The organism is Rhodococcus sp. X156, assembly GCF_004006015.1.
Classification (GTDB): Bacteria; Actinomycetota; Actinomycetes; order Mycobacteriales; family Mycobacteriaceae; genus X156.
Genome location: NZ_CP034766.1, coordinates 1,038,956 through 1,053,480 on the forward strand (window position 1 = coordinate 1,038,956; position 14,525 = coordinate 1,053,480).

Annotated in this window: 14 protein-coding genes and 2 pseudogenes; 11 read left to right on the top strand and 5 right to left on the bottom strand. The window is 71.8% G+C overall.

Annotated features, from left to right (window positions below; translation table 11 throughout):
- Nucleotides 1–5: 5 nt before the first annotated feature.
- The 3 genes and pseudogenes from dapA (at nt 6) to ELX43_RS17570 (ending at nt 5,656) form a co-directional block, all read left to right on the top strand.
- Nucleotides 6–926, top strand: a complete 921-nt coding sequence (gene dapA, locus ELX43_RS04965; RefSeq protein ID WP_127782400.1) for a 4-hydroxy-tetrahydrodipicolinate synthase — start codon at nt 6–8, stop codon at nt 924–926.
- A complete protein-coding gene (locus ELX43_RS04970) occupies nt 923–2,806 on the top strand; it encodes a ribonuclease J (protein WP_127782401.1) in 1,884 nt (627 codons plus the stop codon). The genes dapA and ELX43_RS04970 overlap by 4 nt, the downstream gene beginning before the upstream one ends.
- 190 nt (nt 2,807–2,996) lie before the next feature.
- Nucleotides 2,997–5,656 (top strand): annotated as a pseudogene (locus ELX43_RS17570) (DNA translocase FtsK).
- A 39-nt stretch (nt 5,657–5,695) separates the two neighbouring features.
- Here ELX43_RS17570 and ELX43_RS04985 read toward each other — a convergent pair.
- Together ELX43_RS04985 and ELX43_RS04990 are read right to left on the bottom strand one after the other, a co-directional pair.
- Entirely contained in the window at nt 5,696–6,250 is a 555-nt protein-coding gene (locus tag ELX43_RS04985; protein WP_127782403.1) for a YbaK/EbsC family protein, read from the bottom strand.
- A gap of 24 nt (nt 6,251–6,274) precedes the next feature.
- Nucleotides 6,275–6,781: an amino-acid N-acetyltransferase gene (locus ELX43_RS04990; RefSeq protein ID WP_206518109.1), complete on the bottom strand. Its 507-nt coding sequence runs from the start codon at nt 6,779–6,781 to the stop codon at nt 6,275–6,277.
- Nucleotides 6,782–6,822: 41 nt separating this feature from the next.
- On the opposite strand from ELX43_RS04990, the gene rimO reads away from it, so the two are divergent.
- From rimO to ELX43_RS05015, 5 genes and pseudogenes are all read left to right on the top strand, one after another.
- Nucleotides 6,823–8,391: a 30S ribosomal protein S12 methylthiotransferase RimO gene (gene rimO, locus ELX43_RS04995; RefSeq protein WP_241249791.1), complete on the top strand. Its 1,569-nt coding sequence runs from the start codon at nt 6,823–6,825 to the stop codon at nt 8,389–8,391.
- A gap of 47 nt (nt 8,392–8,438) precedes the next feature.
- Complete coding sequence (gene pgsA / locus ELX43_RS05000; protein ID WP_127784688.1) at nt 8,439–8,993, top strand: CDP-diacylglycerol--glycerol-3-phosphate 3-phosphatidyltransferase; 555 nt, start codon at nt 8,439–8,441, stop codon at nt 8,991–8,993.
- Between the two features lie 147 nt (nt 8,994–9,140).
- On the top strand, nt 9,141–9,503 hold the full coding sequence (locus ELX43_RS05005; RefSeq protein WP_127782404.1) for a helix-turn-helix transcriptional regulator: 363 nt from the start codon (nt 9,141–9,143) through the stop codon (nt 9,501–9,503).
- A 174-nt stretch (nt 9,504–9,677) separates the two neighbouring features.
- A pseudogene (locus ELX43_RS05010) lies at nt 9,678–10,560 on the top strand (PspA/IM30 family protein).
- Nucleotides 10,561–10,577: 17 nt separating this feature from the next.
- Complete coding sequence (locus tag ELX43_RS05015; protein ID WP_127782405.1) at nt 10,578–11,384, top strand: hypothetical protein; 807 nt, start codon at nt 10,578–10,580, stop codon at nt 11,382–11,384.
- Nucleotides 11,385–11,390: 6 nt separating this feature from the next.
- Here ELX43_RS05015 and ELX43_RS05020 read toward each other — a convergent pair whose 3' ends face one another.
- The gene (locus tag ELX43_RS05020; protein WP_127782406.1) at nt 11,391–12,233 is read right to left on the bottom strand and encodes a DNA-formamidopyrimidine glycosylase family protein; all 843 of its coding nucleotides are present in this window, start codon (nt 12,231–12,233) and stop codon (nt 11,391–11,393) included.
- Between the two features lie 217 nt (nt 12,234–12,450).
- Between ELX43_RS05020 and ELX43_RS05025 the strand changes: the two genes are divergently transcribed.
- Nucleotides 12,451–13,335 (top strand): L,D-transpeptidase family protein, encoded by an 885-nt coding sequence (locus ELX43_RS05025; RefSeq protein WP_127782407.1) that lies wholly within the window; start codon nt 12,451–12,453, stop codon nt 13,333–13,335.
- A 35-nt stretch (nt 13,336–13,370) separates the two neighbouring features.
- Here the strand turns inward: ELX43_RS05025 and bfr are convergent, their stop codons facing one another.
- Both bfr and ELX43_RS05035 read right to left on the bottom strand, forming a co-directional pair.
- A complete protein-coding gene (bfr, locus tag ELX43_RS05030; RefSeq protein WP_127782408.1) occupies nt 13,371–13,853 on the bottom strand; it encodes a bacterioferritin in 483 nt (160 codons plus the stop codon).
- A 65-nt stretch (nt 13,854–13,918) separates the two neighbouring features.
- Entirely contained in the window at nt 13,919–14,113 is a 195-nt protein-coding gene (locus ELX43_RS05035; protein WP_127782409.1) for a (2Fe-2S)-binding protein, read from the bottom strand.
- Nucleotides 14,114–14,226: 113 nt separating this feature from the next.
- Between ELX43_RS05035 and ELX43_RS18175 the strand changes: the two genes are divergently transcribed.
- Both ELX43_RS18175 and ELX43_RS17575 read left to right on the top strand, forming a co-directional pair.
- Entirely contained in the window at nt 14,227–14,352 is a 126-nt protein-coding gene (locus ELX43_RS18175) for a hypothetical protein (protein WP_277601717.1), read from the top strand.
- The gene (locus tag ELX43_RS17575; RefSeq protein WP_164860584.1) at nt 14,349–14,516 is read left to right on the top strand and encodes a hypothetical protein; all 168 of its coding nucleotides are present in this window, start codon (nt 14,349–14,351) and stop codon (nt 14,514–14,516) included. The genes ELX43_RS18175 and ELX43_RS17575 overlap by 4 nt, the downstream gene beginning before the upstream one ends.
- Nucleotides 14,517–14,525 lie beyond the last annotated feature (9 nt).

The window sequence follows — 14,525 nt, forward strand, 5'->3', positions numbered from 1 at the left end:
CACCCATGACCTCCGGTGTTCCCTCTGCTGCTGCCGGGCGCCCTTTCGGCCGTGTGCTCACTGCCATGGTGACGCCGTTCACCCCTGACGGGGCCCTCGATCTCGATGCCACTGCGGCGCTGGCCGTCAGCCTGGTCAAGCAGGGCTGCGACGGCCTCGTGGTGTGCGGAACCACCGGTGAGTCGCCCACCACCACCGACGCCGAGCAGAACGAGGTGCTGCGGGCCGTGCTGTCCGCGGTGGGCCCGGACGTCGGCGTCATCGCTGGAGTCGGCACCAACGACACCGCGCACACCATCGAGCTCGCCCGCGCCGCGGCCGAGTCGGGTGCGCACGGGCTGCTCGTGGTCACTCCCTACTACTCCCGGCCCTCACAGGAGGGTTTGGTCGCGCACTTCGGTGCCGTGGCCAGCGCGACGGACCTGCCGGTGATGCTCTACGACATCCCTGCTCGCTCCATCGTGCCCATCGAGAACGACACCATGCTCCGGCTGGCTGAGCACCCGAACATCCTCGCGGTCAAGGACGCCAAGGGCGACCTGCGCGGGGGTGCTGAGGTGATCAGCCAGACGGAGCTTGCCTACTACTCAGGAGACGACCCGTTGAACTTGCCCTGGCTCTCAGTTGGAGCCGTAGGCTTCGTCAGCGTGATCAGCCATGTGATGGCTGGCCCGCTGCGTCAGATGCTCGACGCCTACGAGTCCGGTGACGTGGTGCGCGCCCGGCAGCTCAACGCCCAGACCCTTCCGCTGGTTCGCATCATGAGCCAGCTCGGGGGCGTCAGCTTCTCCAAGGCCGCGCTGCGCGTGACCGGTGTGGACGTGGGCGTGCCGCGCCTGCCGCAGATCGCTCCCAGCGCCGCCCAGCTCGAGCTGCTCTCCGCCGAGATGCGTCGCAGCGGCCTGCTCGTCGGCGGTGCCGCATGAGCCGGGGCGGCCGCGGCCGCCGCGGTGGCGGCAACGGCGGGAACCAGGGCGAGTCCAACCAGAACCAGGGTGCCCAGAACCAGGGCGGCCAGAACCAGGGCGGGCGCGGCCAGGGCGGCAACCGGGGCGGCGGCAACCAGCGTCCCGACGGCAAGCCCCGGGTGGACCCGACCGAGCGCCTGGGCCTGCCGCCCAAGCTGCCGCGCAACGGCCTGCGGATCGTGGCGCTGGGTGGCATCGGCGAGATCGGCCGCAACATGACGGTCTTCGAGTTCGGCGGCAAGCTGCTGATCGTGGACTGCGGCGTGCTGTTCCCCGAGGACGCCCAGCCTGGTGTCGACCTGATCCTGCCGGACTTCGGCCCCATCGAGGACCGGATCAACGACGTCGAGGCCATCGTGCTCACGCACGGCCACGAGGACCACATCGGTGCCGTGCCGTTCCTGCTGCGCCTGCGCCAGGACATCCCCGTCATCGGCTCCCGGTTCACCCTGGCGCTGCTGTCGGCCAAGTGCCGCGAGCACCGGCTCAAGCCCAAGCTGGTCGAGGTCACCGAGGGCGAGCGCACCACCAACGGCCCCTTCGAGTGCGAGTACTTCGCGGTCAACCACTCCATCCCGGACGCGTTGGCCGTGGCCATCCGCACCCCCGCGGGCGTGGTGCTGCACACCGGTGACATCAAGCTGGACCAGCTGCCGCTGGACGGCCGCCTCACCGACCTGGCCGGCTTCTCCCGCCTGGGCGACGAGGGCGTGGACCTGTTCCTGGTGGACTCCACCAACGCCGAGGTCCCCGGCTTCGTCACCCCCGAGCGCGAGATCGGTGGCGTGCTCGACACCGTCATCGGCAAGGCCAACCAGCGGGTGATCGTGGCGTCCTTCGCCAGCCACGTGCACCGCATCCAGCAGGTGCTGGAGGTGGCGCACCGCTACAACCGCAAGGTCACGTTCGTGGGCCGCTCCATGGTGCGCAACATGGAGATCGCCTCCGAGCTGGGCGTGCTGGACGTGCCCGACGGCCTGGTGGTGAGCCTGGACCAGGCGACCAAGCTGCCCGACGACCGCCTGGTGCTGGTCTCCACGGGCTCGCAGGGCGAGCCGCTGTCGGCGCTGTCGCGGATGGCCCGCGGCGAGCACCGCCAGATCAACATCCGCGCCAACGACCTCGTGGTGCTGGCCTCCTCGCTGATCCCCGGCAACGAGAACTCCGTGTTCGCCGTGGTCAACGGCCTGGCCAAGCGTGGCGCCAAGGTGATCACCCAGCAGAACGCCAAGGTGCACGTCTCCGGGCACGCCTCCGCCGGTGAGCTGCTGTACCTCTACAACGCGGTGCGACCCACCAACGTGATGCCGGTGCACGGCGAGTGGCGCCACCTGCGCGCCAACGCCGCGCTGGCCAAGGCCACCGGGGTGGCCGAGGACCGCATCATGCTCGCCGAGGACGGCGTGGTGGTCGACCTGGTGGACGGCATGGCCGAGATCGTCGGCCAGGTTCCGGTGGGTCACGTCTACGTGGACGGCCTGTCGGTCGGCGACGTGGGCGAGTCCACGCTGTCGGACCGCCTGGTGCTGGGGGAGGGCGGCTTCATCGCCATCTCCGTGGCCATCGACTCCACCACCGGACGGGCGGTGAGCCGGCCGGAGCTGTCCGGGCGTGGCTTCTCCGACGACCCCAAGGCGCTGGAGAGCTGCATCGAGGTGGTGGAGTCCGAGCTGGCCCGCCAGGAGGCAGAGGGCATCACCGACAGCCACCGCATCGCCCAGGCGGTGCGCCGCGTGGTGGGCCGCTGGGTGGCGGACACCTACCGTCGCCGGCCGATGATCATCCCGACCATCATCCCGGTGGCCACTGCCCGCTCCGCCGCCAACCCGCAGGCGTAGCCGCACCCACCGGTCCCGGTCGTTCAGGGCCCTCGTCGTCCCGTGTGGGTTCCGCACAGGGTGAGGAGGGCCCTGACGCCGTCGAGGGTCCTGAACGCCGTCGAGGGTGCCGGGGCTGTGAGGTGACTCGCCCGGTGGCAGTGGTGTTGCAGGGGCGGCAGATGAGTCGCGTGGGACTACCGTAGGGCGCATGGCAGGCAAGGCACGCACCCGTTCCACCGCGCGCACGGGCGCGTCGCGGAGCAAGACCACGACCCGCGCGCGCACGCCACCGGCCAGCCGCAAGACCACCGCGAGCACCCGCAAGACCACCGCGAGCACCCGCACGGCACCCGCGCGCAAGCCCGCCTCGCGCACCACCCGTACTCGCTCCACCCCGCGCACCGGCCCCTCCGCGGGTGCCACCGCGATGCGGGGAGTGGGCACCGCGTTCGGCGCGATGGCCAAGGGCGTGGGCGCTGGTGCCCGAGCGATCGGCCGCACCCGCGAGCTGGAGCACGCCCACCGCCGCGACGGCCTGGCGCTGTGCCTCATCGCCGTCGGCGTGGTGCTGGCCGCCGGGGTGTGGCTGCAGGCCGGGGGACCGGTCGGCTCGGCGGTGGACACCGGGGTGCGCACCATCATGGGCGCCGGGGCCTGGCTGGCTCCGCTGCTGCTGCTGGCCGCCGCCATCACCCTGATGCGCACCGAGCCCGAGCCCGAGGCCCGGCCGCGGCTGGTCACCGGGTGGTTGCTGCTCATCGTGGCCGTGCTGGGCGTGTGGCACGTCATCGGTGGCCTGCCGGAGACCATGGACGAGCGCCGACGTGCTGGTGGAGCAGTCGGCTTCGCCGCCGGTGGCCCGCTCAGTGCCGGCGTCACCGAGTGGCTGGCGGTGCCCCTGCTGGTGCTGGTGGCCCTGTTCGGCCTGCTGGTGCTCACTGGCACCACTGCCCGCGAGGTGCCCCACCGGTTGCGCCGGCTGCTCGGGGCGGACCGGTTCGACGACGAGCTGGGTGCCGAGGACGAGCTCGTCGGCGCGGAGTCCGACGGTGCGGACCTGCCCGGCCACGGCTGGCCCACCGACGACGAGCTGGCTGCCCAGCCCACCGAGAAGCTGCGCCGTCCGTCCCGCCGGCGCCAGGCCGCCGCGAGCACCGACGCCGCCGACACCCCGGCGGGGGTGCGCGGCAGCGGCGACCAGGACGAGCTGCCGTGGGACGCCCCCGTGGAGCCGGTGGCACCCAAGCGGCCCAGCCCGGGCCACTCCTCGCCGCAGGCCAAGACCCGAAGGTGAGTGCCGCCGCGGTTCCCGCCGTCGTGCCGGCGCCGGTGGAGGACACCGAGCAGCTGTCGGTGCAGCGGGTGATCGAGGGCGACTACACGCTGCCCCCGGTGGACCTGCTGACCGTCGGCGACCCGCCCAAGACCCGCTCCAGCGCCAACGACGCCATGATCGAGGCGATCACCAGCGTGCTGGAGCAGTTCAACATCGACGCCGCGGTCACCGGCTTCACCCGGGGCCCCACGGTCACCCGCTACGAGGTGGAGCTGGGCCCGGGCGTCAAGGTCGAGAAGATCACCGCGCTGGCCCGCAACATCGCCTACGCGGTGGCCACCGACAACGTGCGCCTGCTCGCGCCCATCCCCGGCAAGTCCGCGGTGGGCATCGAGGTGCCCAACACCGACCGCGAGATGGTCCGGCTGGCCGACGTGCTGCTGGCGCCCAACACCCGCAAGGACCAGCACCCGCTGGTCATCGGCCTCGGCAAGGACATCGAGGGCAACTTCGTCAACGCCAACCTGGCCAAGATGCCGCACCTGCTGGTGGCCGGCTCCACCGGTTCCGGAAAGTCGTCCTTCGTCAACTCCATGCTGGTCTCGCTGCTGTCGCGGGCCACCCCCGACGAGGTGCGGCTCATCCTCATCGACCCCAAGATGGTGGAGCTCACCCCGTACGAGGGCATCCCGCACCTGATCACGCCCATCATCACCCAGCCCAAGAAGGCGGCCTCCGCGCTGGCCTGGTTGGTGGAGGAGATGGAGCAGCGCTACCAGGACATGCAGGTCAACCGGGTGCGCCACATCGACGACTTCAACACCAAGGTGCGCTCCGGGGAGATCACCGCGCCGCTGGGCAGCGAGCGGGTCTACCGCCCCTACCCCTACATCCTGGCCATCGTGGACGAGCTCGCGGACCTGATGATGACGGCCCCGCGGGACGTGGAGGACGCCATCGTCCGCATCACCCAGAAGGCCCGTGCAGCGGGCATCCACCTGGTGCTGGCCACCCAGCGCCCCTCGGTGGACGTGGTCACCGGTCTGATCAAGACCAACGTGCCGTCCCGGCTGGCCTTCGCCACGTCCTCGCTCACCGACAGCCGGGTCATCCTGGACCAGCCGGGTGCGGAGAAGCTCATCGGCATGGGTGACGCGCTGTTCCTGCCCATGGGCGCCGGGCGCCCGGTCCGCCTGCAGGGTGCGTTCATCACCGACGAGGAGATCAGCGCCGTCGTCGAGTACACCAAGACGCAGGCGGAGCCGGAGTACACCGACGGGGTGACCGTGCAGAAGACAGCCGCGGCCAAGGACGTCGATCCCGACATCGGCGAGGACATGGACGTGCTGCTGCAGGCCATCGAGCTGGTGGTGACCAGCCAGTTCGGCTCCACCTCGATGCTGCAGCGCAAGCTGCGGGTGGGCTTCGCCAAGGCCGGCCGGCTGATGGACCTGATGGAGACCCGCGGCGTGGTGGGGCCCAGCGAGGGTTCCAAGGCGCGCGACGTGCTGGTCAAGCCGGAGGAGCTGGACGGGTTGCTGTGGTCGGTGCGCGGCGGCGATCCCGCCGAGGCCACCGCCGACGCCGACTAGGACCGTCGACACCGACCAGGACCGCCGACACCGACCAGCTCAGGCGGCCAGTCCGGTGAGCACCTGCACGCCGGGAAGCTGGGCGACGGCGCTGCCGGGCAGGATCAGCTTGCCCCGGCGACGACCGCTGCCCACCAGCACGTGCGGGGCGGCCACGACGGCGGCGTCCACCAGCAGCGGCCACGACGGCGGCAGCCCCACCGGGGTGATGCCCCCGTGCTCCATCCCGGTCTCGGCCACCGCGGTGTCCATCGCCGCGAACGAGGCCTTGCGGGCACCGAGGTGCTGGCGGACCGTGCGGTTGACGTCCACCCGGGTGTCCGACAGCGCCAGGCAGGCGGCCAGGCTCACCTCGCCGCCGCGGCGGGCCGCGACCACCACGCAGTTCGCCGACGCCTGCAGTGGCACGTCGTAGGCGGCGCAGAACACCGCGGTGTCGGCCTTGTCCGGGTCGGTGTCCACGTAGAGCACCGTGGCGGCGGCGTCCCAGCTGCGCAGCGCCTCGGCCACCGCCGGGGCCAGCGTCTCGGCCACCTCCAGCGCCGGCTGCGCGGTGGCGAACGTCCCGAACGGCGGTGCCACGAAGCTGCTCATGGCAGGCGACTGTAGCGAGGCGCGCTAGAGGGTGAGCAGCATCCGAGTGTTGCCCAGGGTGTTCGGCTTGACCGTGCTCAGGTCGAGGAACTCCGCGACGCCGGAGTCGTAGGAGCGCAGCATCTGGGCGTAGACCTCGGCGTCCACCGGGGTGCCCTCGATCTCGACGAAGCCGTGCTGGGCGAAGAAGCGCACCTCGAAGGTGAGCACGAACACCCTGCTGAGCTCCAGGTCGCGGGCCACCTCCAGCAGCTTCGCCACGATGCGGTGGCCGATGCCGTGGCCCAGGTACGGCGGGTCGACCGCCACGGTGCGCACCTCGCCGAGGTCCGACCACAGCACGTGCAGCGCCCCGCACCCCACGACGGTGTTGCCGCACTCGGCAACCCAGAACTCCTGCACCGACTCGTAGAGGGTGACCAGCGGCTTGGAGAGCAGGATGCGGCCGGCGTAGCGGTCGACGAGGTTCTTGATGGCCGGGACGTCGGAGGTGCGCGCCCGACGCACGAGCACGTCTCCGCCTGAGGTCATGATGCGCAGGCTAGTACGGCCGGCCGGATAGGCTACGTAGCGTGTCTGTACTTTCCTCCTCCCCGTCCACCGCCTCCGCTCCCGGCTCTGCGCACCCGCCGGCTCGCGTCGCCCTCCTGACCATGGGCTGCGCCCGCAACGAGGTGGACACCGAGGAGATGGCCGGCCGGCTGGCCGAGGGGGGTTTCGAGCTGGTCGCCGACGGTGACCCGGCCGACCTCGTGGTGGTGAACACCTGCGGCTTCATCGAGCAGGCGAAGAAAGACTCCATCGACACGCTGCTGGCCGCCTCCGACACCGGCGCCAAGGTGGTCGCGGTGGGTTGCCTGGCCGAGCGCTACGGCGCGGAGCTGGCCAAGGACCTGCCCGAGGCCGACGCGGTGCTGGGCTTCGACCACTACCCGGAGCTGGCCGACCGTCTGCAGGAGGTCATGGCCGGCACCCCCATCGCCTCGCACACCCCGGCCGACCGGCGGCTGCTGCTGCCCATCTCCCCGGTGGAGCGCCCCAAGGCCGCGGCCGAGGTGGCCGTGCCCGGCCACGCGTGGGGACCGGCCTCGCGAGTGGTCCGCCGCCGCCTCGACGACGCCCCGGTGGCCCCGCTGAAGCTGGCCTCGGGCTGCGACCGGCGCTGCTCGTTCTGCGCCATCCCCTCCTTCCGCGGCTCCTTCGTCTCCCGCGGCCCCGCCGAGGTGCTGGCCGAGGGCCGCTGGCTGGCCGAGCACGGCGTGCGCGAGCTCTACCTGGTGAGCGAGAACTCCACCTCGTACGGCAAGGACCTCGGTGACACCACCATCCTGGAGGCCCTGCTCGGCGAGCTGGCGGCCATCCCCGGGATCGACCGCGTCCGGCTGAGCTACCTGCAGCCCGCCGAGACCCGGCCCGCGCTGCTGCGCGCGGTCGCCACCACGCCCGGCGTGGCCCGCTACTTCGACCTCTCCTTCCAGCACGCCTCCGGCCCGGTGCTGCGCCGGATGCGCCGCTTCGGCGACCGGGAGAGCTTCCTGGAGCTCTGTGCGCAGATCCGGGCGCTGGCCCCCGAGGCCGGCATCCGCACCAACGTCATCGTCGGCTTCCCTGGGGAGACCGAGGAGGACCTGGTGGAGCTGGAGCAGTTCCTCATCGGTGCTCGCCTGGACGCCGTCGGCGTGTTCGGCTACTCCGACGAGGACGGCACCGAGGCGGTGGACCTGGACGGCCACGTCGACCCGGCCGAGGTGAACGTGCGCGTGCAGCGCATCTCCTCGCTGGTGGACGAGCTCACCTCGCAGCGGGCCGAGGACCGCATCGGCACCGAGGTGGTGGTGCTCGTCGAGCGTGACGGCACCGAGGACCTCGCCGAGATGGGCGAGGGCGAGGTCGGCCTGGCGTCGGGCCGCGCCGAGCACCAGGCCCCCGAGGTGGACGGCGAGTGCGTCTTCACCGAGGTCGGCAGCGTGGAGGTCGGTGAGCTGGTCCGCGCCCGGGTGGTGGGCAGCGACGGCGTCGACCTGGTCGTGGAGGCCCTGGAGGTCATCCCCCCGGAGCAGCCCGTGCAGGAGGAGACCGTGCAGTCACCGGAGCTCGGCGGGCAGCTGGCCGCCACCGGGGCCGCGCGGAGCGCCGGGTGAGCACCAGGCCGCTGCCCGACCCGCCGCCGATCCTGAACGCGGCCAACATGCTCACCATGCTCCGGCTGGCTCTGGTGCCGGTGTTCCTGCTGGCGCTCTTCGCGGAGTCGGGGGAGTCCAGCGGGTGGCGGGTGGCGGCCTTCGTGGTGTTCGCCGTGGCCAGCATCACCGACCGCATCGACGGGGAGGTGGCCCGCAAGTACGGCCTGGTCACCGACTTCGGCCGGATCATCGACCCCATCGCCGACAAGGCCCTGATCGGCGGCGCGCTGATCGGGCTGAGCGTGCTCGGTGAGCTCACCTGGTGGGTGACCGCGATCATCGCCGTCCGCGAGATCGGCGTGACCGCGCTGCGGTTCTGGGTGATCCGCCACGGCGTGATCCCCGCCAGCCGCGGCGGCAAGCTCAAGACGCTGGTGCAGACCCTGGCGATCGGGCTGTACGTGCTGCCGCTGCCCGACGGGGTGCAGCCGTTCAGCCAGGCCCTCATGGTGCTGGCGGTGCTGCTCACCGTGCTCACCGGCGCCGACTACGTGGTACGGGCTCTGCGACTGCGCGCCAAGGGAATTCGCATGAAGCAGGCCGCGGCCCGGACGTCCTGACCACCCAGTGCCCGCACCCCCGGCGCCGGGACCAACACCCAGTGGCGCCAGTCCCACTTGTCCGGAAGGATCGGGTGGTCGGGAACTGACTGCGGGTGCCGCGACGTTGTACGTCATGACGGCACTCGACCAATGAAGGGCGGCACCATGGCACTGCTGCTGCGAGAGGCAATCGGGGACAGCTTGCGACGGGCACGGACGGCCCAGAGCCGCACCCTGCGTGAGGTCTCCGGGAGCGCGCGGGTGAGCCTCGGCTACCTGTCCGAGGTCGAGCGCGGCCGCAAGGAGGCCTCGAGCGAGCTGCTCGCCGCCATCTGCGACGCCCTCGACGTTCCGCTGTCCCAGGTATTCACCGACGTGAGCCAGGCGCTGGCCTCCGGCGAGGGGGCCCAGTCGCGCGACACCGCTGCGGTCAGCCTCCCGCCCGGTCACAGCGCCGAGATCGCGGACGGAACACGGGTGGTCATCTCCGCCCCGCGGGGCCTGCACGTCACCGCCCGCGCCGCCTGAGCACAGGCGGCGCGCGGCCGTGAGGTGTGCAACGGTGCGGCCGCGGCTGAGAGGATGGGTTTCAGGGGCCGGGGTGACGCATCCCGGTCTGGTGCACGAGAGTCGTGCGCCGTCGCCGCAGGCGGCCGCCGCCGCGCTTCGCGGGGGCGCAGATGGTTGGGAGGCAGGCTGACGATGGCCAACCCGTTCGTCAAGGCGTGGAAGTACTCGATGGCGCTGTTCTCCAGCAAGATCGACGAGCACGCCGACCCAGGGTGCAGATCCAGCAGGCCATCGAGGAGGCCCAGCGCCAGCACCAGGCGCTGTCGCACCAGGCCGCCGCCGTCATCGGCAACCAGCGCCAGCTGGAGATGAAGCTGAACCGCCAGCTGGGTGAGGTGGAGAAGCTGTCCACCAGCACCCGGCAGGCGCTGATGCTCGCCGACGACGCCCGCGGCAAGGGCGACGAAGCCCGGGCCGGCCAGTACGAGAGCACCGCGGAAGCCTTCGCGGCGCAGCTGGTGACCGCCGAGCAGGCGGTGGAGGACCTCAAGAGCCTGCACGACCAGTCGCTGCAGGCGGCCGGGCAGGCCAAGCAGGCGGTGGAGCAGAACGCGATGCTGCTGCAGCAGAAGCTCGCCGAGCGAACCAAGCTGCTCAGCCAGCTGGAGCAGGCCAAGATGCAGGAGCAGGTGAGCAGCTCGCTGCGCTCGGTCAACGAGCTCTCCGCCCGGGCACCACCCCGTCCCTGGACGACGTGCGGGAGAAGATCGAGCGCCGCTACGCCACTGCCCTCGGCTCGGCCGAGCTGTCCAAGGACTCGGTGGAGGGCCGGATGCTCGAGGTGCAGCAGTCCACCCACCAGCTGGCCGGACGCACCCGGCTGGAGCAGATCCGCGCCTCCATGGACTCCGGGGCCGGGGCGCTCAGCGCAGCGCCGGGTCAGCAGTCCCTCGGTGCGGGCGCAGGCCAGGACACTGCCCGACCCGCCGTCGACACCACCAAGGCGGCGCCCGGCCAGTCCAGTGCCGCCCAGCCGGCGACCGAACCGCCCGCGCAGGGCGAGCGCCAGGCTTGAGCGGCCGTCCGCACGACATGAGCAGCCCGCGCTTCGACCTCTCCACCGCCTTCGCCTCTGCCCAGGAGGCGGCGCGGGGAGTGGGCAACGCCGTCACCCGTTGGCAGGACCCGCGCCGGCGGGCGCTGCGCAAGCGCCGCGCGGCGACGGCCAGCACCGTCGGCTTCGGCAGCGCCACCGGTGCCTTCACCGCGGGCACCGCCGGGCTCGCGGTCTTTGACGCGCCGTCGCTGGTGGTGGCCGCCGGCTGCGGGCTGGCTGCGGCGGCCGCAGTACCCACCACGGCCTTCGCGGTGCGGCTGCGCCGGCTGCGGCGCCTTCCGCTGCCCCCGGGCCGCTCGGTGGACCCCCGCCTGCCGCGGGCCTCGGCCGCCCTGGCGCCGCTGCGCGGGCTGGCCGCGGCGGAGTCCAGCCTGCACAACCTCTTCGGGTTGCTGGAGGCCGACGCCGCGGTACCCCCCGGGGAGGTGCAGGAGGCTCGCGCCTCCGCGGCCTCGGCTGCCGCGGTGCTGCGCCACGAGGCCGGTGCCCTCGGTGCGCTGGAGCGCGCCCGGGACTCCAGCCCAGTGGCCGCCACCGAGCTGGAGCCGGTGGTGGGCGAGGCGGTGCGGCGGCTGCAGGCCGGCGTCGCCGAGTACGAGCAGGTGGTGGCCGCGGCCGCCCGCGCGGTGGCCACCACGTCGCGGCACACCGACCACCACCGGCCGGCGCTGACCGAGACCGCCGAGCGCATCGATGCACTCACGGCCGCGCTGGACGAGCTGGCCGGACTGCACACCGCCGAGCGGTCCTGGCGAGCGGAGCTGCCCACCCGCGAGTGGTAGGCCTGCTCAGGCCTTCTGCACGCGCTTGGCTCGGGCGGGCCGGGTGGCCAGCGGGGGGTGCGGGCCCGGCTGGCAGGTGGGGCACAGGTAGGTCAGGCGCTGCCGGGGAGGCTCGCCCTGGTTGGCCAGGCCCACCGTGGTGCCGCAGCGGCGACACGGCAGCCCGGTGCGCTCGAACACCCAGTGCTCACGGTCGCGGCCGAGCAGGCCGGTGGTGGACTGCTGAGGGCGGTTGGCGTTGCGCAGCAACAGGTCCCGGCACAGCCGCACGCAGCGCACCGGGTCAACGGCGGACACCGGGCTCCACGGTGAGACGCCCAGCAGGAAGCACACCTCGGCCTTGTAGAGGTTGCCCACGCCGGCGAGCACCCGCTGGTCCAGCAGCGCCTGCCCCAGCTCGCGGCCAGGTTCGGCGCTGAGCCGGGCGACGGCTTCCTCCTCCTGAGCGGCGTCCCAGTGCTCACCGAGCAGGTCGGGGCCCAGGTGGCCGACCAGCCGGTCCTCCTCGGCGGTGGGCACCAGCGCCATCTGGTGCAGCCGGAAGCCCACCGCCACCTTGGTCGGTGTCGCCAGCACCGCGCGCACCTGGTGGTCCGGGCCCTGCCAGCGACGGCCGGGGGAGTACAGGTGCCACGAGCCGTCCATCAGGAAGTGCGTGTGCAGGGTGCGCCCGTCGTCAAGGCGGATGAGCAGGTGCTTGCCCACCGACTCCACCGCGGTCACCGTGCGACCGGTGAGATCCACAGTGGACAGCTGGGGGTGGCGCAGCTCGCCGCGCACCAGCTGCTCGCCCACCAGCGCGGCACGCATCCGGCGGCCAGCCAGCCACACGGTGTCTCCCTCAGGCACGTCCCCATGATCGCACCCGGTGCCGTGGCCGCCGCACGCGTGGCTTTGCTGAAGCGGCCGGGCCCTGCCACCCCGTGCTCTACGGTGTGTCCACAGTGTTCGGGGGTGGCACGCGCCCCTGCTACGGGGCGGTCAGGTCCCTCATCGCCCATTCTCCGGCTCTCTCGGTGCGTTGAGGCTCCGCAGCGCCCCGTGGCTCAGACGGAGACGAGGCGCGATGAGACGGTTGCTCGGGACACGGGCGGTGGCGGTGAGCGTCCTGCTGGGTATCGCGCTCACCGGCGTGGGCGGCGGCCAGGCGGTGGCAGCGGCCGCGACGCCGGTGCCGGTGCCGGTCAGCGTGAGCGTGGCACCGGTGGCGGCGGCCGTTCCGCTCGCGCCGGTGACCCGGACGGCCGTCAGCGCCCCGACCGCAGCCGCGGCCCCGGTGCGTGCCCAGGCGGCGGGCTTCGACTGGGCCACCGTGTGGAGCTTCCTGGTGGGGCTGTTCCAACAGGTGTGGGCGTGGCTGTTCCCGCCGCCGCCGGCCACGCTGCCGCTGCCCTACCAGGGCAACGCCGACCAGGTGATCACCGTGGTGGCGCCCTGGCGCGGCGCGAGCACCGCGACCGTCACCGCCTGGAACCGCACGCCGACGGGGTGGACGCAGGTGTACGGCCCGGTGCCGGCGAACATCGGGCCCAACGGCATCGGCCAGGCCTCGGAGTACACCAACCTCACCCCGGAGGGTGCGTACCCGCTGACCCAGGCGTTCGGCCGGCAGGCCAACCCCGGCACTCGACTGCCCTACTTCACCACCGGGTGGTGGGACTGGTGGGACTCCAACGTCAACAGCCCCACCTACAACACCCACGTGGTGCAGCAGAACAGCCCCGGGGGAGCATCGGAGAACCTCTTCGGGGCGGGGGCGGTCTACGACTACGCCGTGACCATCGGCTACAACGCCGCCCGGGTGCGGGGAGCGGGCTCGGCCTTCTTCCTGCACGTCAGCAACGGCCAGCCCACGGCGGGCTGCGTGGCGGTGCACCGGGACGACCTGGTGAACCTGCTGAGATGGCTCGACCCCGGCGCGCGCCCCGCCATCGTGATCGGGAGCGCCTAGCGCCGGGGTCGGCCTGCAGGCCCGGTTGGCGAGGCTCAGGCCTCGGAGACCGGTGCCACCTGCTTGGCCAGGTAGAGCTGCTCACCCAGGGTCTTGATGAGGTCGAGCTGGGTCTCCAGGTAGTCCACGTGGCCCTCCTCGTCCTCGAGGATGGTCTCGAACAGGCGCGCCGACGTGGTGTCGTTGACGGAGCGCATGTACTCGATGCCCTCGCGGAGCACCGTGACGGCGTCCACCTCCACCTGCAGGTCGGACTCGAACATCTCGGTGATGTTCTGGCCGATGCGCAGGGGCTCCAGGCGCTGGTAGTTGGGGAGACCGTCCAGCATCAGGATGCGGTCGGTGAGCACCTCGGCGTGCTTCATCTCGTCGATCGACTCGGCGCGGGTGTACTCCGCGAGCTTCGACCAGCCACGCGAGTCCTGCATCTTGGCGTGCAGGAAGTACTGGTTGATCGCGGTGAGCTCCCCCGTCAGCTGCTTGTTGAGGAACTCGATGACCTTGGGGTCACCCTTCATCTACGCCTCCACTGGGACATCGCACATGCGTGCCGGCGACCTGCCGGTAGCGAGGCTCGGGGGCGTCAGCCCGCCAGCTTCAGCAGCATTCTTTCACGCCGGGTCCCAGCATCGATGAGGTCGCAGATGCGATCGAGGCAGCTGCCACAACCAGTCCCCGCGTAGCAGCGCTCCCCGACCTCTTCCTCGGTGCTCGCCCCGTTCTCGATGACCAGCTCGACGTCGGTCTCAGTGACCGCGTGGCAGATGCAGACGAACATGGGCGTGGAGGTCCTTCCACCGAAGTTTAGGTATCCCTAACCTTACTCACGGCTCGGACGCTTTGGGAAGAGTCATTTCCCAGGTTTTGCCGTGCGCAACCGAAGATTTGTCGGTGCCCGGCGAGAACTTTGCGGTGGCAAGCCTCGACGCTTGGGACATCGCCGCCCATGATGAGAGGCTGAAGCTCAACACACCCGTCATGGCGGCGGGCTTCGTCGAGGTGAGGACAACGGCATGATCTGGAAAGTTCTCGGGGTCCTGATCATCGTCTGGCTGGCGGTGACGCTGATCGGCGCGATCGTGAAGGGGCTGTTCTGGCTCGCCGTCATCGGCGGGCTGCTGTTCGTCGGCACCGCGGCCTACGCCGCCATCAAGGGCAACAACCAGCGCAGCATCCGGTAGTCGCCGGGA

What these genes read in the sequence shown, in the direction of transcription:
- dapA (WP_127782400.1), top strand. Translation starts at nt 6, where the DNA reads ATGACCTCCGGTGTTCCCTCTGCTGCTGCCGGGCGCCCTTTCGGCCGT.
- ELX43_RS04970 (WP_127782401.1), top strand. Translation starts at nt 923, where the DNA reads ATGAGCCGGGGCGGCCGCGGCCGCCGCGGTGGCGGCAACGGCGGGAAC.
- ELX43_RS04985 (WP_127782403.1), bottom strand. Translation starts at nt 6,250, where the DNA reads ATGAGCAGCTTCGTGGCACCGCCGTTCGGGACGTTCGCCACCGCGCAG.
- ELX43_RS04990 (WP_206518109.1), bottom strand. Translation starts at nt 6,781, where the DNA reads ATGACCTCAGGCGGAGACGTGCTCGTGCGTCGGGCGCGCACCTCCGAC.
- pgsA (WP_127784688.1), top strand. Translation starts at nt 8,439, where the DNA reads ATGCTCACCATGCTCCGGCTGGCTCTGGTGCCGGTGTTCCTGCTGGCG.
- ELX43_RS05005 (WP_127782404.1), top strand. Translation starts at nt 9,141, where the DNA reads ATGGCACTGCTGCTGCGAGAGGCAATCGGGGACAGCTTGCGACGGGCA.
- ELX43_RS05015 (WP_127782405.1), top strand. Translation starts at nt 10,578, where the DNA reads ATGAGCAGCCCGCGCTTCGACCTCTCCACCGCCTTCGCCTCTGCCCAG.
- ELX43_RS05025 (WP_127782407.1), top strand. Translation starts at nt 12,451, where the DNA reads ATGAGACGGTTGCTCGGGACACGGGCGGTGGCGGTGAGCGTCCTGCTG.
- bfr (WP_127782408.1), bottom strand. Translation starts at nt 13,853, where the DNA reads ATGAAGGGTGACCCCAAGGTCATCGAGTTCCTCAACAAGCAGCTGACG.
- ELX43_RS05035 (WP_127782409.1), bottom strand. Translation starts at nt 14,113, where the DNA reads ATGTTCGTCTGCATCTGCCACGCGGTCACTGAGACCGACGTCGAGCTG.
- ELX43_RS17575 (WP_164860584.1), top strand. Translation starts at nt 14,349, where the DNA reads ATGATCTGGAAAGTTCTCGGGGTCCTGATCATCGTCTGGCTGGCGGTG.